The 21,284-nt window shown below is 66.5% G+C and carries 21 protein-coding genes; 10 read left to right on the forward strand and 11 right to left on the reverse strand.

Features of this window, described 5'->3' with window-relative positions; genetic code table 11:
• Positions 1-42: 42 nt before the first annotated feature.
• From ACTJK0_RS02330 to ACTJK0_RS02340, 3 genes are read right to left on the reverse strand one after another with little or no spacing between them, the layout of a single operon-like run.
• Complete coding sequence (locus ACTJK0_RS02330; protein WP_110541059.1) at positions 43-471, reverse strand: HIT family protein; 429 nt, start codon at positions 469-471, stop codon at positions 43-45.
• Positions 468-1,634, reverse strand: a complete 1,167-nt coding sequence (locus ACTJK0_RS02335) for an NAD(P)-dependent alcohol dehydrogenase (RefSeq protein ID WP_110541060.1) — start codon at positions 1,632-1,634, stop codon at positions 468-470. Before ACTJK0_RS02335 ends, ACTJK0_RS02330 begins: the two co-directional genes overlap by 4 nt.
• Positions 1,631-2,524 (reverse strand): sulfurtransferase, encoded by an 894-nt coding sequence (locus ACTJK0_RS02340; protein ID WP_440744100.1) that lies wholly within the window; start codon positions 2,522-2,524, stop codon positions 1,631-1,633. The genes ACTJK0_RS02335 and ACTJK0_RS02340 overlap by 4 nt, the downstream gene beginning before the upstream one ends.
• Before the next feature lie 75 nt (positions 2,525-2,599).
• Here ACTJK0_RS02340 and ACTJK0_RS02345 point away from each other — a divergent pair, with 75 nt between their 5' ends.
• Positions 2,600-3,703, forward strand: coding sequence for a PLP-dependent cysteine synthase family protein (locus tag ACTJK0_RS02345; protein WP_440744101.1), 1,104 nt, complete (start codon positions 2,600-2,602; stop codon positions 3,701-3,703).
• Between the two features lie 15 nt (positions 3,704-3,718).
• On the opposite strand, the gene ACTJK0_RS02350 is transcribed toward ACTJK0_RS02345, so the two are convergent.
• A complete protein-coding gene (locus ACTJK0_RS02350; protein WP_440744102.1) occupies positions 3,719-4,375 on the reverse strand; it encodes an MBL fold metallo-hydrolase in 657 nt (218 codons plus the stop codon).
• Positions 4,376-4,465: 90 nt separating this feature from the next.
• Here ACTJK0_RS02350 and ACTJK0_RS02355 point away from each other — a divergent pair, with 90 nt between their 5' ends.
• Positions 4,466-4,927 (forward strand): Fur family transcriptional regulator, encoded by a 462-nt coding sequence (locus tag ACTJK0_RS02355; protein ID WP_110541064.1) that lies wholly within the window; start codon positions 4,466-4,468, stop codon positions 4,925-4,927.
• Here the strand turns inward: ACTJK0_RS02355 and ACTJK0_RS02360 are convergent.
• The 5 genes from ACTJK0_RS02360 to ACTJK0_RS02380 all read right to left on the reverse strand — a co-directional run bounded on the left by ACTJK0_RS02360 (position 4,905) and on the right by ACTJK0_RS02380 (position 10,147).
• A complete protein-coding gene (locus ACTJK0_RS02360) occupies positions 4,905-5,789 on the reverse strand; it encodes a metal ABC transporter permease (RefSeq protein WP_440744103.1) in 885 nt (294 codons plus the stop codon). The two genes, ACTJK0_RS02355 and ACTJK0_RS02360, sit on opposite strands and share 23 nt — an antisense overlap.
• Entirely contained in the window at positions 5,789-6,604 is an 816-nt protein-coding gene (locus ACTJK0_RS02365; RefSeq protein WP_110541066.1) for a metal ABC transporter ATP-binding protein, read from the reverse strand. Before ACTJK0_RS02365 ends, ACTJK0_RS02360 begins: the two co-directional genes overlap by 1 nt.
• On the reverse strand, positions 6,601-7,602 hold the full coding sequence (locus ACTJK0_RS02370; protein ID WP_440744104.1) for a metal ABC transporter solute-binding protein, Zn/Mn family: 1,002 nt from the start codon (positions 7,600-7,602) through the stop codon (positions 6,601-6,603). The genes ACTJK0_RS02365 and ACTJK0_RS02370 overlap by 4 nt, the downstream gene beginning before the upstream one ends.
• Before the next feature lie 143 nt (positions 7,603-7,745).
• On the reverse strand, positions 7,746-8,816 hold the full coding sequence (locus ACTJK0_RS02375; protein WP_110541068.1) for a hemolysin family protein: 1,071 nt from the start codon (positions 8,814-8,816) through the stop codon (positions 7,746-7,748).
• A complete protein-coding gene (locus ACTJK0_RS02380) occupies positions 8,813-10,147 on the reverse strand; it encodes a hemolysin family protein (RefSeq protein ID WP_110541069.1) in 1,335 nt (444 codons plus the stop codon). Before ACTJK0_RS02380 ends, ACTJK0_RS02375 begins: the two co-directional genes overlap by 4 nt.
• Positions 10,148-10,705: 558 nt before the next feature.
• Between ACTJK0_RS02380 and ACTJK0_RS02385 the strand changes: the two genes are divergently transcribed.
• The 5 genes from ACTJK0_RS02385 (at position 10,706) to ACTJK0_RS02405 (ending at position 16,847) form a co-directional block, all read left to right on the forward strand.
• Positions 10,706-14,533 (forward strand): multifunctional oxoglutarate decarboxylase/oxoglutarate dehydrogenase thiamine pyrophosphate-binding subunit/dihydrolipoyllysine-residue succinyltransferase subunit, encoded by a 3,828-nt coding sequence (locus ACTJK0_RS02385; protein WP_440744105.1) that lies wholly within the window; start codon positions 10,706-10,708, stop codon positions 14,531-14,533.
• 152 nt (positions 14,534-14,685) lie between these two features.
• Complete coding sequence (locus ACTJK0_RS02390; RefSeq protein WP_110541071.1) at positions 14,686-15,285, forward strand: GDSL-type esterase/lipase family protein; 600 nt, start codon at positions 14,686-14,688, stop codon at positions 15,283-15,285.
• Between the two features lie 80 nt (positions 15,286-15,365).
• Positions 15,366-16,193 (forward strand): DUF4097 family beta strand repeat-containing protein, encoded by an 828-nt coding sequence (locus ACTJK0_RS02395; RefSeq protein WP_440744106.1) that lies wholly within the window; start codon positions 15,366-15,368, stop codon positions 16,191-16,193.
• Positions 16,193-16,654 carry a PadR family transcriptional regulator gene (locus tag ACTJK0_RS02400; protein ID WP_440744107.1) on the forward strand — a complete coding sequence of 154 codons (462 nt, stop codon included), beginning with the start codon at positions 16,193-16,195 and terminating at the stop codon, positions 16,652-16,654. Before ACTJK0_RS02395 ends, ACTJK0_RS02400 begins: the two co-directional genes overlap by 1 nt.
• Before the next feature lie 118 nt (positions 16,655-16,772).
• On the forward strand, positions 16,773-16,847 hold the full coding sequence (locus tag ACTJK0_RS02405; protein WP_369299106.1) for a 50S ribosomal protein bL37: 75 nt from the start codon (positions 16,773-16,775) through the stop codon (positions 16,845-16,847).
• A 99-nt stretch (positions 16,848-16,946) separates the two neighbouring features.
• Here the strand turns inward: ACTJK0_RS02405 and rsrA are convergent, their stop codons facing one another.
• Positions 16,947-17,207, reverse strand: a complete 261-nt coding sequence (gene rsrA / locus ACTJK0_RS02410) for a mycothiol system anti-sigma-R factor (protein WP_110541074.1) — start codon at positions 17,205-17,207, stop codon at positions 16,947-16,949.
• Positions 17,204-18,013, reverse strand: a complete 810-nt coding sequence (locus ACTJK0_RS02415) for a sigma-70 family RNA polymerase sigma factor (protein ID WP_440744146.1) — start codon at positions 18,011-18,013, stop codon at positions 17,204-17,206. Before ACTJK0_RS02415 ends, rsrA begins: the two co-directional genes overlap by 4 nt.
• Positions 18,014-18,250: 237 nt before the next feature.
• Between ACTJK0_RS02415 and ACTJK0_RS02420 the strand changes: the two genes are divergently transcribed.
• Genes ACTJK0_RS02420 through rsgA form a run of 3 tightly spaced genes read left to right on the forward strand, consistent with a single transcriptional unit; the run spans position 18,251 to position 21,284 of the window.
• On the forward strand, positions 18,251-18,799 hold the full coding sequence (locus ACTJK0_RS02420; protein ID WP_440744108.1) for a DoxX family protein: 549 nt from the start codon (positions 18,251-18,253) through the stop codon (positions 18,797-18,799).
• Between the two features lie 6 nt (positions 18,800-18,805).
• Positions 18,806-20,185: a 3-phosphoshikimate 1-carboxyvinyltransferase gene (aroA, locus tag ACTJK0_RS02425; RefSeq protein ID WP_440744109.1), complete on the forward strand. Its 1,380-nt coding sequence runs from the start codon at positions 18,806-18,808 to the stop codon at positions 20,183-20,185.
• Complete coding sequence (gene rsgA / locus ACTJK0_RS02430; protein WP_440744110.1) at positions 20,169-21,284, forward strand: ribosome small subunit-dependent GTPase A; 1,116 nt, start codon at positions 20,169-20,171, stop codon at positions 21,282-21,284. The genes aroA and rsgA overlap by 17 nt, the downstream gene beginning before the upstream one ends.

The raw sequence follows: 21,284 nt of genomic DNA on the forward strand, positions 1-21,284 counted from the left end.
TATCCGCCCGCCGCTGCGGCGGCGGGCGGATACGCCGGCCAGCTAGGACGCGGGCACGAACTCCGCGTATCCGGCAGCGCGCAGGCCCTCGCGCAGTTTCTCCGCGTTGGCGTCCAGGACTGCCGGATCAGGGTTCTGGTCAGCAGAGCCAAAGTCGAAATCGGCCATGCTGCGCGACGGCCAAACGTGGACGTGCAGGTGGTTGACCTCGTAGCCCGCCACGATCAGGCCTGCCCGGCGGGCACCGAAGATGTCCACCTGGACGGCGCCGATGCGGCGCGCAACTTCCATGACCTTGGCGAGGGTTTCCGGCCGGGCATCCGTCCAGCGGTCCACTTCCTCGGTGGGGACTACGAGGGTGTGGCCGTCGGCCAGGGGCCCGGTGGTCAGGAACGCCGAAACGTCGTCCTCGCGCCACACGAAGCGGCCTGGGATCTCCCCCTTCAGGATCCTGGTGAACAGGGTGCTCATGCGTCTGCCTCCTTGGCTGCTGCCTGCAGCGTGCTGGTGTCCAGCACGAACCGGTATTTGACGTCTCCAGCGACCATCCGGTCATAGGCTTCGTTCAGTTGTCCGGCGTCGACCACTTCAATGTCCGCCACCACGCCGTGCTCCGCGCAGAAGTCCAGCATCTCCTGGGTCTCGCCGATACCCCCGATCAGCGATCCCGCGTAGGCGATCCGACGCCGGATCAGGGCACCGGGGTTGACCGGCGGCATGGGCCCGGACGGCAGTCCCAGCTGGAACAGTGCCCCGTCCACGCGCAGGGTGCGGAAGAAGGGATTCAGGTCGTGCGGCGCGGCGACGGTGTCGATGATGAGGTCGACGGTGCGGTTTGCGGCAGCCATGGCCGCCTCATCGCGGGACAGGACAACCTCGTCCGCCCCCAGCTCCAGCGCGGCCGCCACCTTCGACTCGGAGGTGGTGAACACCACCACCTTCGCCCCCATGGCCTTGGCCAGCTTCACGGCCATGTGGCCCAGTCCGCCGAGGCCCACGACGCCCACCACATCGCCTTCCTCGACGTCGAAATGACGCAGGGGTGAGTACGTGGTGACGCCGGCGCACAGCAGCGGCGCTGCCGCGGCAGGGTCCAGTGCCTCCGGAACGCGCAGGACATAGCGGCGGTCCACCACGATGGACGACGAATACCCGCCTTGGGTGATGGCGTCGCCGTTCCGCCGGTCCTTCGCGCCGTACGTGCCGGTCATCCCGTTCTCGCAGTACTGCTCAAGGCCGTCCAGGCAGCTTTCGCACTCGCGGCAGGAGTCCACCATGCAGCCAACGCCCACCCGGTCTCCCACTGCGAACTCCGTAACGTTCGAACCGGTCCTGCTGACCGTCCCCACGATTTCGTGGCCGGGAACCAGGGGATACACCTGGCCGCCCCACTCACCGCGGGTGGCGTGCACGTCGGAGTGGCAGAGCCCGCAGAAGGCGATGGCGATTTCAACATCGTCGGGTTTGGGGGCGCGGCGAGCCAAGGTCAGCGGTACCAGCCCGCTGTCGCCGGAGGCAGCGCCCATGCCTGCGGCAAGAACGCCTTCGCCCGCCGCGGGAGGGGCGGGTGCGGGATCTGCGGCGGGGGCAATGGGTTTGGCAAGGGGCGGCGGTACGGGGCGTCCTGGTGTCATAGTGCGACGCTACCCCCGCTTCCTGCGGAGTTTCCAGCCGGGGTGGCGGCCTCGCCGGGTTCCGGGCCTGTGGCCACTCGAAGGCCGGGACGGTTGGACCACTCCGAGAAGGAACCAGGGTAGAGCGCGGCCGGGATGCCGGCGAGCTCCAGCGCTGCCACCTCGTGCGCCGCGGTGATGCCTGACCCGCAGTACACGGCAACGGGCTGCCCGGGTCGTACACCCAGGGATTCGAACCTGCGGCGCAGCTCTGCGGGCGGCAGGAAGTGCCCGGCGCTGTCCACGTTCCCGGTGGTGGGGGCACTGACGGCTCCAGGGATGTGGCCGGCACGGGGATCGACCGGCTCAACCTCGCCCCGGTACCTCTCCCCCGCCCTCGCATCGAGCAGCAGGCCGGCACGGGACCAGGTGGCGGTGGCGGCGGCGTCAACAACGGCCATCTGCCCACTGCCGAGCTCCACGTCGCCGGCGGCTGGATTGACGGCACCCGATTCCAGCGGCAGGCCGGCGGCACGCCAGGCGGCCAGGCCGCCGTCGAGCAGGCAGGCCCCGGTGAGGCCGGCGTCGCGCAGCATCCACCACAACCTTGCCGCAGCCATGTTGGCGCTGTCGTCATAGGCCACCACGACGTCACCGTTCCTGATGCCCCACCGCCGGGCCGACTCCTGGAACTGCGCAGCGGATGGCAGCGGGTGGCGGCCGCGGTCCGGGACTGCCGGATCGGAGAGCTCAGTGGCCAGGTCCACGAACACCGCGCCGGGCAGGTGCTCCGCGAGGTAGTGTTCGTGGCCGTGCGGGTCGCCCAGCACCCAGCGCACATCCAGCAGCACGGTCCGGTGCCCGGCCGCGAGCCTGGCCTCAAGGCCGGTTACGTCCATCAACGGCTCCATTGCTCTCCTTCCAGGTTCCTGCAACCAACGGCTCCTACTCTAGACGGGCCGGGCCGCGGGTAGGCTGGATTGGTGATGACCAAGGGCAGCGCCGGGAACAACAGGGCGGACCGCGACTGGGCCGACCAGGCCATCCGCACCATCAAGGCGGAAAACAACCGCTCGGCTGACACCCATCTCTACTCGGTGCCGCTGCCGGAGCACTGGGGCATCCAGCTGTACCTGAAAGACGAGTCGACGCACCGCTCCGGCAGCCTGAAGCACCGGCTGGCCCGGTCGCTGTTCCTGTTCGGCCTGGTCAACGGGTGGATCCGCCGGGACACCACCATTGTCGAAGCGTCCAGCGGCAGCACTGCGGTGTCGGAGGCGTACTTCGCCCAACTGCTGGGGCTGCCCTTTGTCGCCGTGATGGCGCGCACCACCAGTCCGGAAAAGATCGCACTAATCGAACAGTTCGGCGGCTCCTGCCTGCTGGTGGAGAACGCCTCGGAGGTCTACGCTGCGGCCGAAGACGTCGCTGCCACCTGCAACGGCCACTACATGGATCAGTTCACCTATGCCGAACGGGCCACCGACTGGCGCGGCAACAACAACATCGCCGAATCCATCTTCGGCCAGCTCAGCCTGGAGCAGCACCCCGTGCCGGACTGGATCGTGGTCGGCGCCGGCACTGGCGGAACCAGCGCCACCATCGGCCGCTACCTGCGCTACCACAGCCATCCCACCAGGCTGCTGGTAGTGGACCCGGAGAATTCAGCGTTCTACCCGGGCTGGCTGGGCGAATCCGGGGGCCGGCCCACCGGCCGGCCGTCCAGGATCGAGGGCATCGGGCGGGCCCGGATGGAGCCGAGCTTCATTCCCACGGTGATCGACCGGATGGTCCAGGTGCCGGATGCCGCGTCGGTGGCTGCCATGCGGCACCTGGACTCCTTCGCAGGCCTGCACGCCGGCCCTTCCACCGGCACCAATCTGTGGGGTGTCTGGCAGACCATTGCGGGGATGCTGTCGGATGGCTGCCGGGGCAGCATCGTTTCGTTGATGTGCGACGGCGGCGAACGGTATGCGGGCAACTACTGGAACCAGGACTGGCTGGCTTCCCAGGGGCTGGACCCGGCACCGTACGAGGCAGTGATATCCCGCTTCCTGGACACCGGGGAATGGACCGGGGCTGCAGGCTAGGCCCCCGGAGGCCGCCTAGACCTCCACGGACTCCCGCGGAGCCAGGTGCCGGTATTCGGTGCCGTACTTGGCGCCGATCCGCTTGACGTGGCCTTCCACGATGCCCAGGCCGTTGTCATTGAGGAGCCCGTCGTGGATCTGGAATGCGCGGGGCGCCCGAACACCAATCACGAAATCCACCACCTCGGCGGACTTGCTCCACGGCGCGTGCAGCGGCACCAGTAGTGTCTGGACCTCAAGGCCGTCCGGAATGATGAACGAATCCCCCGGGTGGTACACGTTTCCGTCCACCAGGAATCCGATGTTGGCCACCAACGGGATTTGGGGGTGGATCAGCGCGTGCTGGCCGCCAAAGCTGCGGATGTCGAAGCCCGCGGCCTGGAAGGCCTGGCCCGGTTCCACGGTGTGGATCCGGCCGGCGGCACCTGGAGCTTCCGCCCTCAACTGGCCCGCCACCCCCGCCGGAGCGTGGAGTTCCAGGTCCTGGTTGCCGTCGAGGGCATCCACCACGGCCTTGGTATCGAGGTGGTCGGGGTGTTCGTGGGTCACCAGGACGGCCTGCGCCCCGGCCAGTGCTTCCGCTGATTCCGAGAAGGTGCCGGGATCGAGGACCAGGACCCCGCCTTCCTTCTCGAGCCGGACACAGGCATGGGTGTATTTGGTCAGCTTCATAGCGCCAGCCTAGGGTCCGCTCCGGAACGCTGTCCACGACGCTCCGGCTGGTAATCTTGATGTTTGCCCCCCACGGAAGCGAGTTCGTCCATGCCGACCGGCGTCAAGGCTGATTCCGCCGTCCCGTCCCCGGCGGGAGGCGGCAAGGAACAGCGCGTTACGAAGCAGCGCAGGGCCGTCAGTGCGGCCCTGGACGATCTTGACGACTTTGTCAGCACGCAGGAGCTGTACCGGATCCTGCAGAACCAGGGCGTCTCTGTCTCGCTGGCCACGGCTTACCGGATCCTGCAGTCTCTCGCCGATGAAGGCCTCGTGGACGTGCTGCGCAACGGTGAGGGCGAGGCGGTGTACCGCCGCTGCGCCGTAACGGCGCACCACCATCACCTGCTGTGCAGGAACTGCGGGAAGGCGGTGGAAGTGGAGGCACCCGCCGTCGAAACGTGGGCTGTACGCACGGCCGCCGAGCACGGGTTCACGGAGGTGGACCACACGGTGGAAATTTTTGGCCTGTGCCCGGACTGCACCGCGCTTAAGGCTGCCGGGAAGCTGTAAGCACGCGGCCGTTGATGCCCCGCGAAGCCCGCACGGACCCGATGACGCGGCACACCACGTAAATCAGGAACGACAACGTGGTGACGTAGGGGCTGATGGGGATCCGTCCGCCCAAGGCCAGGAGGATTCCGCCCACCGTCGCGGCCACCGCGAAGACGATGCTCAACACCACTGCCGCCACCGGTGAGGACGTGACCCGCAGCGCCGCCGCCGCCGGAGTGATCAACAGGGCCAGCACCAGGAGGGCGCCGACCACTTGGATGGACAGGGCCACGCTGACGCCCAGGACAATCATGAAGACCACGGCGAGGGTGCGGACGGGAACGCCGCGCGCCTCGGCAAGCTCGGGATCCACGCTGGCAAAGTTGAGGGGCCGCCAGATGGCCAGCAGCACCAGTACCACCACGACGGCGGTCCCGGCCAGCGCCTGCAGCTGGACGGTGTCCACGGAGACAATTTGACCGGTCAGCAATCCGAACTTGTTGGCCGCGCGGCCCTGGTACAGGGACAGGAAAAGGATGCCCAGCCCCAGGCCGAATGGCATGATGACGCCGATGATGGAGTTCTTGTCCCTGGCGCGGACGCCCATCAGGCCAAGCAGCAGGGCTGCCGCCACCGAGCCGGTGAGCGAGCCGAACACCACGTCCGCGCCGACCAACAGGGCGAACGCGGCGCCCGCGAAGGATAGTTCGGAGATGCCGTGGACGGCGAAGGCCAGGTCGCGCTTCATGACGAACGTGCCAACCAGCCCGCCAAGGAGCCCAAGGATGGCGCCGGCCCAAATGGAGTTCTGGACCAGGACCAGCAGTTCGCTGTAGTGATCGAAGTTGAAGATGGCACCCAGGATGCTGTCTCCGTCCATTACGCCACCTCCCCTGCCAGCGCCTCGGCATGGGAGTGGTGGTGCGTGGTGGCGTCGGGCAGGCCGACGACGACGATCCTGCCGTTGGCGTGGATCACCTCCACGTTGCTGCCGTAGAGGTCCGAGAGCACTTCCGTGGTCATGACCTCCTCCGGCGTCCCCACCCGGAAACGGCCGCCGGCCAGGTACAGGACCCGGTCCACGTAGTCGATGACGGGGTTGATTTCGTGCGTCACAAAGACAACTGCGGTGTCGTGTTCGCGACGCTGCTTGTCGATCAGGGCGCTGACCGCCTGCTGGTGGTGCAGGTCAAGGGACAGCAGCGGCTCGTCGCAGAGCAGGACCTGGGGGTCCGTTGCCAGGGCCTGCGCCACGCGAAGGCGTTGCTGCTCACCGCCGGAGAGCTGGCCCACCGGAACCTTGGCGTAGTCGGAGGCCCCTACCAGCTCCAGCAGCCGGTCCACCCGTCTGTTGGTTTTGCCCGTGGACAGCCGGACGCCCCAGCGGTGGCCGTCCACGCCCAGGGCCACCAGGTCGCGGGCCCGCATGGGCGTGTCCGGTGGAAAGGACTTTTGTTGCGGGATGTAGCCGATCAGGCTGCTGCCACGCTCCACGGGGCGGCCACCCAGCGTTGCCTCTCCGGCCTGCAGCTTTTGCAGTCCGAGCAGGACCTTGAGGAAGCTGGTCTTGCCGCTGCCGTTGGGACCCAGCACGGCGAAGAACTCGCCGGGTCTGATGTCCAGGTCCAGGTCCTCCCACAGAGTGCGCTGGCCGAACTTAAGGCGCGCCCCTTTGAGGTTGACGACGGATTTCACCTGTTTGTCTCCAGAACCTTGCTGATGTTGTTCACATTGTCCGTCATCCAGGCCAGGTAGGTCTTGCCTTCGGGCAAGGTTTCGGTGAAGTCGACCACGGGGACGCCGGCGGTTTGCGCTGCCTTCTTCAGCGCTTCCGTCTGCGGACCCTCGGTCTGGTCGTTGTACGCCAGCAGGCGGACAGCCCGGGAACCGGCCAGGTCCGTGGCCTCCTTCAGCGCGGCAGGCGGAACATCGCTGCCTTCTTCGATGGCGGCGGTGTATTCCGCGGGAGTGGCGTTGGCCAGGCCGGCGTCCTCCAGCAGGTACAGCGGAACCGGCTCGGTGACGGCAACCTTGCCGCCGGCTGCGGGGCCTTTCAAGGCATCCAGCCTGGAGTGCAGATCCGAAAGGGAGGACTTAAAGGCACCGGCGTTGGCGGTAAAGGTGGATGCCGAGGCGGGATCCAGGGCAGCAAGCTTGTCAGCGATGCCGTCCGCCACCCGCTCCATGGCGGGCAGGCTGTACCAGACGTGCTCGTTGAGCCCGCCGTGGTCGTGGCCGTCCGCGGCACCCGTGGCCGGCTCGGTGGATTCACCGGCGGGGTGCGTTTCCTCCTCCGGGTGGGCAAGTCCGGAGATTTCGACGGCGGTCAGTACCGAGGCGGCGTCGAGCTTGCTGCCCTCCACGAGCGTGTGGATGAAGTCGTCGTAGCCGCCGCCGTTTTCAATCACAAGCTGGGCCTTGGACACGGCCAGCCTGTCCTGGGCGGTCGCCTCATAGGAGTGCGGATCCTGGCCGGCGTTGTTGATGATGGAAGTGACCTTGACCTTGTCCCCGCCGATGGTCCGGGCAATGTCACCGTAGACGTTCGTCGACGCCACGACATTGATCCCCTGCCCCGGCGCAGGGGCCTGCGACTGCTGGGAGCCGCATCCGGTGAGCAGCAGGCCAAGGCCTGCAAGGCCTGCAAGGCCTGCAAGGGCGGCTAGGAAGGGGCGGGCAGCGGGACGGCGCACGGATAACCTCGGTTCACGCAGTTGGGGAGGACAACGTGGCAAGCCTATACCTAAATGCGAATGATTCCTATTTAGATGCTTCTGGGCGCCCGGTTTGCCGCCGGCGGGCACTCCCTTTCGAGCGAAAGGAGTGCCCGCCGGAGTCAGCTGCCGTTCGGTTGCCCCAAGCGGCGGATTCCGGTTGCCTGGGTGGCGTCCCGGATTTCACCGACGAGCTGTTCAATAACGTCTTCAAGGAAGAGGACGCCGCGGGTATTCCCGTCAGGGCCGATCACACGCGCCAGGTGGGAACCCGTGCGCTGCATGACGGACATCGCCTTCTCGATCTCGTCCCCCAGCGCCAGGTTGGCCAGGGAGCGGATGCGGCTCTCGGCAATCGGCAGCCCGTAGGCGGACTCCGGAATGGAGAGCACGTCCTTGACATGCAGGTAGCCGTAGAGCATGTCATCGTCGTCCAGCATCGGGAACCGGGAGAACCCGGTGCGGCTGACAGCTTTTTCAAACTCCACCGGCGTGGTGGATGCCGGCAGCATGACGAGCTTTTCCAGCGGCACCATGATGTCCTCCGCCGTATGCTCCGAGAATTCCAGTGCACCGGTGATGAGCCCCGCATCGTCGTCCACCAGGCCGTGCCGGGTGGACTCCTGCACGATCGACTGCACCTCCTCCAGGGTGAAGGAGGATGTCACCTCATCCTTGGGCTCAATCCGCATCACTTTAAGGATGTGGTTGGCCGACCAGTTAAGGACGGAGATGACGGGGTGGACCAGCCGTGCAACGAACAATAGCGGCGGGGCCAGGAACAGTGCGGCCTTGTCCGCAACGGACACCGAGATGTTCTTCGGCACCATCTCGCCGAACGTGACATGCAGGAACGTCACGAGCATCAGCGCCACCGCGAAGGCGGCGACGCCCGCCACCTCCGCCGGCAGGCCCACCGTCTCGATCGGGACGGCGAGCAGGTGGTGGATGGCAGGCTCGGCCACCAAAAGGATCAGCAGTGAACAGACAGTGATTCCCAGCTGCGCGCACGCGAGCATCAACGAGACGCTCTCCATGGCGCGCAGGGTAGTCTGCGCCCGCTTTGAACCCGCGTCAGCGAGCGGTTCGATCTGGCTGCGGCGCGCCGACATGATGGCGAACTCAGCGGCCACGAAGAAGGCGTTGCCCAGCAGGAGGACGCCGAGCCACATTATTCCGGCCCAGTCACTCACGGCGCCCGCCTTTCGTGGACGTCCTGTGCCGGCGTTTCCCTTGCCGGCCGGAAGCAGATGCGGTCGATCCTGCGCCCGTCCATCCTGGTCACGCTCAGCGTTCCGCCGTTCACGGGGACGGTGTCGCCTATGGCCGCGATCCTGCCCAGCTGGCTCATGACGTAGCCGCCCACGGTTTCGTACGCAGCTTCGTCGGGGACGCTGAGCCCCGGGATCTGTTCGGACAGCTCGTCAGGCCGGAGGAGGCCCGGGAAGTACCAGTCGCCGGAAGCGCTTTGCAGCAGGCCGGGGCGGACCTTGTCATGCTCGTCCGCCACTTCGCCCACGATTTCCTCCACCAGGTCCTCCAGGGTGGCGATACCGGCGGTTCCGCCGTATTCGTCGAGCACCACTGCCAACTGGAGGTTTCCCTCCCGGAGTTCGGCGAGCAGGGCATCGAGATGGATGGTCTCGGGCACGCGCAGGACCTCAGTCATGATGGCGCCCGCTTCGAGGTTCTGCCGGCGCTCCCATGGGACCGCGACGGCCTTCTTGACGTGGACCAGGCCGCGGATGTCATCGGCTGAGTCGCCGATGACCGGGAACCGTGAGTAACCGGTGCGGCGTGCGGCGTCCACGACGTCGGAGACCGGCTGGTCGGCGTCGATCGTCTCCAGCCGGATCCGCGGCGTCATGACGTCGGCCGCTGTGCGGGTGGAGAAGTTCAATGTGCGGGCGATGAAGTTAGCGGTTCCCGCGTCGAGGGTTCCCATCGCTGCGGACCTGCGCACCAGGGAGGCAAGCTCGGCGGGCGTGCGCGCCCCGGAGATCTCTTCCTTGGCTTCGAGGCCGAAGACGTGCAGAACCTTGTTGGAGAAGCCGTTGAGGACCAGGATGGCCGGCTTGAAGACAGCAGTGAAGACCAGCTGCGGCCTGGCAAGTGCACGGCCAACCGGGAAGGCCAGCGCGATCGCCATGTTCTTGGGCACGAGCTCACCGAGAAGCATGGAGAGCAGCGTTGCCAGCACCATCGCGAGGATAAGCGCCACGGACTGCACCGCTACGTCGGGAAGTCCGACGGCGGTCAGCGGGCCTTCAAGGAGGCGGCCCACCGAGGGTTCCATGACGTAGCCGGTGAGCAGCGTGGTCAAGGTGATTCCCAGCTGGCAGCTGGACAACTGGGTTGACAGGGATTTAAGGCAGGTCAGCAGCGCGACGGCGCCGGTGTCGCCGTCGTCAATTGCCCGCTGGACCGTGGGCTGGTCCAGGGCGATCAGGGAGAACTCGACGGCAACAAAGAATCCGGTGCCGGCGATCAGCAGCAGGCCTGCTGCCAGGAGTAGCCACTCCATTCAGCACCCCGCCCGCGGTAGTGCATCTGCCGGAGGAGTGGTGCTCCAGGAAGTCGAACAGCTGTTTCGTCCCGGCGGAGGATGGTCAGCTGAAGCCGATGACCGTTCCGTGCGGTGCGCGGCGTGCTCCGCCGTTGGCTGGTGATGGGCGCGTTGTCGGGGTTTGCCGGCTCTGGGGGCGGACTGCGCGGTACTTCTTTTGGAGTTCCGCTGACAGCGCCCAGGCCGGCACCTAGATTTACTGTCCATAAGAATTTCAGTCTACAGGAGCGGCCCCTCACCGGCCGCGATGCTGCCGCCCGTGCACGCCGCATTGCCGGTGGCTGGAGCCCCCCCGGGGCCTGCCCAGCGGCACCCCTGCGGACCCCGGGAAGATGCCATTTTTGGGCACATGTTCGTCACTTCATGATTTGGGTCACCCTTATTGGCAGTTAAGAGGAGATGCTCACTAGACTTGCAAAGGTCCGGGTTCAGAGGACGCGGAGAGTGGTTCGAACGTAGTGCTGAAGCACCGGGGGGCCAAAGAGAAATCAAACTCATGGAAGAGGCGTATTTCAAGTGCCAGAGCAGCCAAGCCACCGTCTACCCGAGGAATTTGGCGGAAACGAGTGGCTCGTTGACGAACTGTACGAGCAGTACCAGCAGGACAGGAACGCTGTGGACGCCAAGTGGTGGCCCCTGTTCGAATCCTTCGACTCGGGCAACGGTTCTTCTTCCAACGGATATTCAGCCCACGCTGCCAACCCTCCCACGCGGGAACTGCCTGTTGTGAAAACGGCTCCGGCCGCTCCGGCACCGTCGCCGGCAGCTGCGCCTGCCACTCCCCCTGCAGCGCCCGCCGCCGCTGCCCCTGCCGCCCCCGCTGCTGCCCCTGCGGCCCCCGCACCCGTCAAGAAGGCCCCCGCCACTGAAGCGCGCGACGGCGGCAAGAAGACCGAAGCCGGCACAGGCTCGCAGCCCATCCCGGCCCAGCTGCCCAAGAACGTCAAGGCTCCCACGGCCCCGGAGGAGGACGTCGTCTCCGTCCTCCGCGGCCCGGCCAAGGCCATCGCCACCAACATGGTCACCAGCCTCGAGGTGCCCACGGCCACCAGCGTCCGCGCCATTCCGGCGAAGCTGCTCATCGACAACCGCGTGGTGATCAACTCGAACCTCGCCCGCGCACGCGGCGGCAAGGTCTCCTTCACGCACCTCATCGGCTACGCGGTCATCCGCGCGCTCTCCCAGTTCCCGTCCATGAACGTCTACTACGACGAAGTGGACGGCAAGCCCGTGGCGGTCCAGCCGGCGCACGTCAACTTCGGCATCGCCATCGACATGCCCAAGCCCGACGGCACCCGCCTGCTGATGGTCCCGAACATCAAGAAGGCCGAAACCCTCAACTTCGCCGAGTTCTGGCACACGTATGAGGACCTCATCAAGCGCGCCCGCAACGGCAAGCTCACGGCCGAGGACCATCAGGGCACCACCGTGTCCCTGACCAACCCCGGCGGCATCGGTACGGTGCACTCGGTTCCGCGCCTGTCCAAGGGCCAGGCAGCCATCATCGGTGTCGGTGCCCTCGACTACCCGGCAGAGTTCCAGGGCGCAAGCGAAAAGATCATCGCCCAGAACGCCATCAGCAAGGTCCTCACCCTGACCTCGACGTACGACCACCGCGTCATCCAGGGCGCCGGCAGCGGGGAGTTCCTCAAGCTCGTCCACCAGCTCCTGCTCGGCGCTCAGAACTTCTACGACGAGATCTTCGAAGCGCTCCGCATCCCCTACGAGCCCGTCCGCTGGAGCGCCGACCGGCAGGTGGACCCGGCCGATGAGATCAACAAGGTGGCCCGGATCCAGCAGCTGATCCACTCCTTCCGCGTACGCGGGCACCTCATGGCGGACACCGATCCGCTGGAGTACGTCCAGCGCAAGCACCCTGACCTGGACGTCCTCACCTATGGCCTGACCCTGTGGGACCTGGACCGTGAATGGCCCACCGGCGGGTTCGGTGGCAAGCCGATGCTGAAGTTCCGCGACATCCTCGGCGTCCTGCGCGATGCCTACTGCCGTACCACCGGCATCGAATACATGCACATCCAGGAACCCGCCGAGCGCAAATGGTTCCAGGACCAGCTCGAGCACCCCTACTCCAAGCCCAGCCGCGAAGAGCAGCTGCGGATCGTCTCCAAGCTGAACGCGGCCGAGGCCTTCGAGACCTTCCTGCAAACCAAGTTCGTTGGCCAGAAGCGCTTCTCCTTGGAAGGCGGCGAGTCGCTGATCCCGCTGCTGGACGCCATCATGTCCGACGCCGCCGACGACGGCCTCGACGAAGTTGCCATCGGCATGGCCCACCGCGGCCGCCTCAACGTACTCACCAACATCGCCGGCAAGACCTACGCCCAGGTGTTCCGCGAGTTCGAAGGCACGCAGGATCCCCGCTCCGTGCAGGGTTCCGGCGACGTCAAGTACCACCTCGGCACCGAGGGCACCTTCACCTCGGACAACGGCAAGGAAACCAAGGTCTACCTCGCGGCCAACCCGTCGCACCTGGAAGCCGTGGACTCCGTCCTCGAGGGTATCGTCCGGGCCAAGCAGGACCGCCTGGACCAGGGCGAAACGTTCCCCGTCCTGCCCATCATGGTCCACGGCGACGCCGCCTTCGCCGGCCAGGGCGTGGTGGCTGAAACCCTGAACCTGTCCCAGCTCCGCGGCTACCGGACCGGTGGAACCATCCACATCGTGGTGAACAACCAGGTTGGCTTCACCACGGCCCCCTCGTCGTCGCGCTCGTCCACCTACTCAACGGACGTCGCCAAGATGATCCAGGCACCGGTGTTCCACGTGAACGGCGACGACCCCGAAGCGGTTGTCCGCATCGGCCAGCTTGCCTACGAGTTCCGCCAGCGCTTCCACAAGGACGTCGTCATCGACATGGTGTGCTACCGCCGCCGGGGCCACAACGAGGGCGACGACCCCTCGATGACGCAGCCACTGATGTACAACCTGATCGAGGCCAAGCGGTCCGTGCGCAAGCTGTACACCGAGTCGCTCATCGGCCGCGGGGACATCACCGAGGAAGAAGCCGAGCAACTGCTCCGCGACTACCAGGAACGGCTGGAGCGGGTCTTCGCCGAGACCCACGCCGCCCAGACGTCCCCCATCCCGATCGTGACCGCCGATTCCGCTGCCGTGTCCGACATCGAGCGGCCCATGTCCCAGCAGTCCGACTCCAACGCCAGCGCACCGGTTTCCACCGCCATCAGCGCCGAGACACTGGCCCGCATCGGCAAGGCACACGTCGAGGTGCCCGAGGGCTTCACGGTCCACCCCAAGCTGAAGCAGCTGCTTGAGAAGCGCGAGCAGATGTCCCGCGACGGCGGCATCGACTGGGGCTTCGGCGAGATCGCGGCCTTCGGTTCCCTGATCATGGAAGGCGTCCCCGTACGCCTTGCCGGGCAGGACTCACGCCGCGGCACCTTCGTGCAGCGCCACGCGGTCTTCCACGACCGTGCCAACGGCAAGGAATGGCTGCCGCTGGGCAACCTCTCCGACGACCAGGCCAAGCTGTGGATCTATGACTCCCTGCTGTCCGAATATGCCGCCATGGGCTTCGAATACGGCTACTCCGTTGAGCGCCCGGACGCGCTGGTTCTGTGGGAGGCCCAGTTCGGGGACTTCGTCAATGGTGCCCAGACCATCATCGACGAATTCATCTCCTCCGCGGAGCAGAAGTGGGGCCAGCGCTCCTCGCTGGTCCTGATGCTCCCGCACGGCTACGAAGGCCAGGGACCGGACCACTCCTCCGCCCGGATCGAGCGCTTCCTGCAGCTGTGCGCGGAAGACAACATGATCGTGGCCAACCCCACCACGGCCGCCTCGCACTTCCACCTGCTGCGCCGCCAGGCATACAACCGTCCGCGCAAGCCGCTGATCATCTTCACGCCCAAGCAGCTGCTGCGCCTGAAGGCTGCCGCCTCATCCGTCGAGGACTTCACCAACGGCACCTTCCGCCCCGTCATTGGTGAGCATGAGCAGCTCCCGGCCACCGCCGTCGAGCGCGTTCTCCTGGTCTCCGGCCGCCTGTACTACGACCTCCTGTCCACCCGGCAGAAGACCGGCGACAAGACCACCGCCATCGTCCGCGTGGAGCAGCTGTACCCGCTGCCGCACGCAGAAATCGCGGCGGAGCTCGCCAAGTACCCGAACGCCGAAGTGGTCTGGGCCCAGGACGAGCCCGCCAACCAGGGACCGTGGCCCTTCATCGGCCTGCACCTGCCGGAGGTCCTTGACCGCCGCGTCCGCGTGGTGTCCCGGCCGGCCTCCGCCTCCACGGCCGCCGGTTCCATGAAGCGGCACGCAGCCGAACAGGATGTCCTGCTGAAGCAGGCATTTGCACGGAAGTAAGCAGTAAGGCTGCCCGGCCGGACGTCGAAATCCCAGACTCCGGCCGGGCAGTTCTGTTTAATGGATGGACAGCGCCGCCCCGTACCTCCGCAGCTGCGGCGGCGACGGTGGCAGCGGCCGAAGTAAACCCTTACCGGAGTAAAGAGGAACGCGTGGAAGACAGGAAGCTGCGGATAGCAGCTGTAGGAGACGAACTGCTGGCCGGACTGGGCGATCCCCGGGCACTTGGCTGGCTGGGCCGCGTCCTTGCCCGCACTCCCCAGGACGGCATGCTGCTGGAAAGCTACTCGCTCCCCTGCCCGCAGGAAGGGACCGAGGGGCTCGCCGCGCGCTGGCTGGATGAAGCCGGCCGCCGCTTCAGCAGCCAGGCAGAGAACCGGCTGGTCATCGGACTGTCGGGTCGGGACATTGAGTTCGGCCTGTCCACTGCCCGGAGCCGGCTCAATCTGGCCAACATCCTGGATTCGGCATCCCAGAACCGGATCGAGGTCTTCGTCGTCGGGCCGCCTCCCACCCTGGACCCGGCCCAGAACCGGCGCCTGGATGAACTGAACACCGCCTTCGCTGATGTGACGACACGCCGCAAGCACCTCTACGTGGACACGTTCTCGCCCCTGTTGAACCACGAACAGTGGCGCCAGGACCTCGCCGCAAATGGCGGCACGCCCGGCCAGGCCGGGTACGGGCTCATGGCGTGGCTGGTCCTGCACCGCGGCTGGTTCCAGTGGCTGGGGTTGGAAGCACCGCAATAGGCCGTCACGATATATCTTGACCGCTCCGCCGGGCGGCATTACGTTGGTCCGGAATGCGATATATCGGTTTGGAGGAAACCATGCCCGCCGGACAATGGACTGTTACGGACCCGCAAACCATCGACATCGATGGCGTCACGTCCCTCAAGCTGGGCGCGGTCCGGGGAAGATTCGAGATTGTGCCGCACGCAGGGCCGACGGTGCGGCTGGAGGTTTCTGACGTCCAGGGCGACCCCGTGGCCGTCTCCCTCAACGGGGGCAGGCTGGAGATCAGGCACCAGCTGCACGGAGCCCAGGGCTGGTTCAAGAACCTGATGGAAACGGTCAACCACAACAGCGACAATTCGGCGGTCATCAGTATCTCCGTCCCACCAGGCGTGGAAGTGGAAGCGGGCACGGTCAGCGGAGAAGGACTCGTTTCCGGCCTCGCCGCCCACGTCCGGGTCAACACCGTGTCAGGTTCGGTAGAGACGGCCGGTACGTCCGGCGAACTGCAGGTCAACACCGTCAGCGGCAGGGTGGCCGTACGGAACCACCAGGGCGTCCTCACGGCAAAGACAGTGTCCGGTGAGGTGACCGCCTCCGGCCACTTCACCAATGTCCGCGCCAACACTGTCAGCGGCCACCTCAGCTTTGAGCTGCTCGGTTTCACCAACGACTTCGGCTCCAACTCCGTTTCCGGCGACGTCACCGTCACGATGCCCCACGACGTCGGCGCCGACATCGTAGCCAAGTCGGCCGGCGGGGCTGTGATCCTGGACGGCCAACAGTTCCTTCTGGCCAACGGCAAGGTGGAAACCATTTCCGGCCCTGACACCCAGCTGATGCTGGTCCGGACAAACTCAGTGTCCGGCAGGACCTCTATTCTCCACGCCCCTGCCGGCACCCCCGGAGACGCGGCGGGCTGATGCCTCCGGTCTTCGCACACGGTGCGTTGCGGCTCTATCTCCTTGCCCTGCTCGAAAGCGGCCCGAAACACGGTTACGAGCTCATCAAGGAGCTCAGGGACAGATTCCACGGCACCTATTCGCCCAGCGCCGGAACCGTGTACCCGCGGCTGGGCAAGCTTGAAGGCAACGGGCTGGTGGCCATCGAATCCGCCGGACGACGCGTCACCTACCGCATCACGGCGGCCGGGCTTTCCGAGCTGGAAAAGCACAAGGAAGACCTGGTGGCTGTGGAAGACGGCATCGCCGCCTCAATTCGCCGGCTGGACGCGGAGTTGTTGCTCCAGCAATTCCACGACCGGCTTCGCGCGGACCTGCGGCTCCATGGCCGGCTCGGACCCATTAGCCCCTTAGCGCTGGAAACCCTCAGGTCCGTCCTGGACAACGCCATGACGGCCATCGACCACGCGCTGACGTCCTGACCGGCGGACCGGGCGATCCTGCCGCAGGTCATCCGGCGGTTCCCGGTTCGCGGGCCGCCACATCATGTGGGAGACTTGAGGGCAGCTCTTTTGAGTACCAACAGTAAGGAGGCCAGCTATGAGCAAGCGTGCACGCAAGCGTCGTGACCGTAAGCGTGGCGGCGCGAACCACGGGAAGCGCCCCAACACCTAGGCACATGCCAGGAACTACGGTTCAGCAAAGGACCCCGGAAGCCAACCGGCTTCCGGGGTCCTTTGCTGTCTGCAGTCCTGGCCAGGACGGGGCCCGTACCTAGGCCTCCACGGGACGGATGGCGTGGATCCGGTCCAGGATGGCGTTCTTCAGGTTGTCCGGTGCAGATTCCTTGCAGGAACGCTTGACCATGTTCCGGATGACACACTCAAGGTCGTACTGCTCCGTGCACTCGGGGCACTGATCAAGGTGGTCCTTGATTTCGGTAATGTCCTCGCGGGTCAGTGCCCCGTCAAGGTACTCGTAGATGCGTTGCATCCGGGTATCATCGCAGTCGCCCAATCCCTGGCAGTCGCTCATTTCCTGTTCTCCTGTGCTTTGCTTCCTGCCGCATCCGACGCATCCGCGGCCGTTTTGAATCCCCGCTCCGCGGCGTATTCCGCGAGCATGTCCCGCAACATTCGCCGGCCGCGGTGGAGCCGGGACATCACGGTGCCGATGGGCGTGTTCATGATGTCTGAAATTTCCTTGTAGGCGAAGCCTTCCACGTCGGCGAAGTAGACCGCCAGGCGGAACTCCTCCGGAATGTCCTGCAGGGCACGCTTGACGTCCGAATCCGGAAGGTGGTCAAGCGCCTCCGCCTCTGCCGACCGCAGCCCGCTTGACGTGTGCGACTCCGCGCGGGCCAACTGCCAGTCCTCAATGCTGTCCGAGTTGGACTGCAGCGGCTCGCGCTGCCTCTTGCGGTAGAGGTTGATGTAGGTGTTGGTCAGGATCCGATACAGCCAGGCCTTGAGGTTGGTCCCCGGCTTGTACTGGTGGAAGGCCGAGAAAGCCTTGGTGTAGGCCTCCTGCACCAGGTCCTCCGCATCGGAGGGGTTCCGCGCCATGCGCATGGCAGCTGAATACAGCTGGTCCACGTATTGCATGGCGTCCCGCTCAAAACGCAGCCGGCGCTGCTCAACGGTTTCGGTGGAGACGTCCACGGTAGCGTCATCGGTCGCCGCTTCCGCCGGCGAATCAGGGTTTGCCTGTCCGGCCGGCAGCGGCGCCGTGCCCGTACTGCCGTTTACTTCGCCGGGGGAAGCCTCATACATGGCCGCAACGGCCGGATCCAGGGTGCTCATTGCCTTCAAGTCTACTGTCAGCCTCCCGGACCGGGGCATGCCGTATTCCGGCGGTTCGGCGGTGAGCTTGTCAACTGCCACCGGCCCCGCCTGTCTCGTTCCGTCCAGCACCTTCCCCAAGGGCCAACTCCGCTCTGTTTCGGGTGAATGATCGTCCGGGCCCTCGACGTGGACCCAGCGAGCATAACCGCCTCCCACGGGCAAATATTCCCCAAAAGTGCAAGACTAGGACCGACTCCGCCGCTTGCCGCGGCTCGTCCATCCAGGAGGAAATCCATGTCCTTTGTCCGCACGCTCGCCCGGCCCATGCTTGCCTCCAGTTTCGTCCTTGCCGGACTGGATAAGCTCAAGAACTCTGATGACACCGCCCAGCAGCTCTCCCCGCTGCTGCGCAAGGCTGCGGCCTCGCTGCCCTTCCAGGCAAACGAAAAGACGCTTGCCCGGGTGATCGGTGGAACTCAGGTAGGCGCCGGAGTCCTGTTCGGGCTTGGCAAGTTTTCCCGGCTCTCCGCAGGCCTGCTGACGGTAATCTCCCTCCTGAACACTTTTGTGGAGTGGCGCAGCGCGGATATCAGCAGCAAGGAAGGCCGCGACAACCGGCGGAACCAGCTGCTCAAGAATCTCTCGCTGGGCGGCGGCGCCCTGCTCGCATCCGTGGACACCGCCGGCAAGCCCGGCCTGGCCTGGCGTGCCGAGCACCTGGCCACCGACGCGCGGAGGAACGCCTCGCACCTCGCTGCCGACGCGCGCCGGACCACCACAAAGAAGCTGAACAAGGCGGACAAAGCCGTGCGCCGCGCCGCCAAGCACGCCACGGGAGCATAAGCACGAATGACCGCACCAGCCGCCACCCGTGACGGGGCCCCTGTCCAGCACTGGGCCGCACCTTTTGCGTCCCGGCCCGTCGATGCCACCGTCACGGTGCCCGGATCGAAGTCCCTGACCAACAGGTACCTGGTCCTGGCAGCCCTTGCGGACGGCCCGTCCCGCCTGCGCGCTCCCCTGCATTCGCGGGACTCGGCGCTGATGGTCGATGCGCTCCGGCAGCTGGGTGCCACCATCACCGAGGTCCCCGGGGACGGCGCCTTTGGTCCGGACCTGGAAGTGGTGCCGCTGCCCGCCGCGGCAGCACCATCAGCCACCAGCATCGACTGCGGGCTGGCCGGCACCGTCATGCGGTTTGTCCCGCCGCTCGCTGCGCTGCGCAACGGAACCAGCGAGTTCGACGGCGATCCGCACGCGCGGAAGCGGCCCATGGGCACCATCATTGAGGCCCTGAAGGCCCTTGGTGTGCACGTTTCGGCGGAGGACGGCAGCGCGCCGTCGTCGCTCCCGTTCGTGGTGGAAGGCAACGGCGCAGTCCGCGGCGGCCACCTGGTGATCGACGCCAGCGCCTCCTCCCAGTTCGTTTCCGCCCTCCTGCTGGTGGGCGCCAGGTTCGACGAAGGCCTGCACCTGGAACACGTGGGGAAGCCGGTCCCCAGCCTTGACCACATCAATATGACCGTGGCCGTGCTGCGGGGTGCCGGCGTGTCCGTGGACGACTCCGTCCCCAACCACTGGGTGGTGGCGCCGGGCCCAATCCGGGCCTTCGACCAGCGGATCGAACAGGACCTCTCCAATGCCGGGCCCTTCCTGGCGGCGGCCCTGGCCACGCGGGGCACGGTCCGGATCCCCAACTGGCCAACGGAAACCCAGCAGGTGGGAGACCTGTGGCGCAGCATCCTGGCAAGCATGGGCGCCACCGTAACTCTGGAAGACAGCGTCCTCACCGTCACCGGCGGCCCGGAGATCCGGGGCGGCGACTTCGCGGACACCAGCGAACTGGCGCCTACGGTCGCTGCGTTGTGTGCCCTGGCCAGCGGTCCCTCCCGGCTCACGGGAATTGCGCACCTCCGCGGACACGAAACGGACCGGCTCGCAGCCCTGGTGGCGGAGATTAACCGGCTCGGCGGTGACGCCGAAGAGACCGCTGACGGGCTGGTGATCCGCCCGGCCCGGCTGCACGCCGGCGTCGTGCACAGCTATGCCGACCACCGCATGGCCACCGCAGGGGCAATTTTGGGACTGGCTGTGGAAGGCGTGCAGGTGGAGGACATCGCCACCACCGCCAAGACCATGCCCGATTTCCCGGAACTGTGGGCAGGCATGCTGGCGCAGCAGGCGTCCGCAGCCGGACCGGAGGGGCGCGGCAGTGGCGCGGAGAACTGATTCCTGGGACGAATCAGACGTTCGGGTCCGCCCGAACAAGAAAGGCTCCCGGCCCCGCACCAAGGACCGGCCCAGCCATGACGATGCCGTGACCGGACGGATCATCACGGTGGACCGCGGCCGGTACACAGCGGTGGTGGATGAGGACTCGGAGGACGAGCGGGTGGTTGTCGCGGCCCGGGCCCGCGAGCTCCGCCGCTCACCGGTGGTTGCCGGTGATTTTGTGTCGCTGGTTGGTGACGTGTCCGGCGCCCCCGATACGCTGGCACGCCTGGTGAAAATCCAGGACCGGCACACGCTCCTGCGCCGCAGCGCCGACGATACCGACCCCATTGAGCGCGCCGTCGTGGCCAACGCCGACCAACTGGTGATCGTTGTGGCGGCAGCCAACCCAGAGCCCCGGACGGGATTTATCGACAGGGCCCTGGTGGCCGCCTACGACGCCGGCATCGAGCCGATCCTGCTGGTTACCAAGGCCGACGTCAAGGATCCAGCGGACCTGCTGTCCAACTACACCCACCTGGATTTCCCGGTGATCATCAGCCGGACAGCCGACGCCCAGGCCTCTGGAATCGACGCGCGCTCGGACGACGGTCTTTCGGCCCGGCTGGACATCGCGGCCGTGGCTGCCCTCCGGGCCCACCTGGACGGCAAGGTCACGGTGATGCTCGGACACTCGGGTGTGGGCAAGTCCACCATGGTCAACGCCCTGACCGGCGCCGAACGGGCCACCGGCGGAGTCAACGCGGTGACCGGGCGGGGCCGGCACACGTCGTCCTCCGCCCTGGCCCTGCGCCTGGCGGCCGCCCCGCCCGGCAGCTGGATCATCGACACCCCCGGCATTCGCTCCTTCGGATTGGCCCACGTGGACCCGGACCGGATCCTGCGTTCCTTCCCGGACCTCTCCCCCGGCATCGAGAACTGCGAACGCGGCTGCAAGCACACGGCAACCGCGGTGAACTGCGGCCTCGACGACTGGGTGGGCGGCGGACATGCAGGACCCACTGGCCCGGCCCGGCTGGCGTCCCTGCGTCGGTTGCTCGGTACCGATCCAAGGATGGAAGCGCAGGAAACCAAGGAGCTTGGCAGCGTCAACTGA

Origin of the sequence: Paenarthrobacter sp. 22069 (assembly GCF_052046035.1) — a bacterium.
GTDB lineage: Bacteria > Actinomycetota > Actinomycetes > Actinomycetales > Micrococcaceae > Arthrobacter.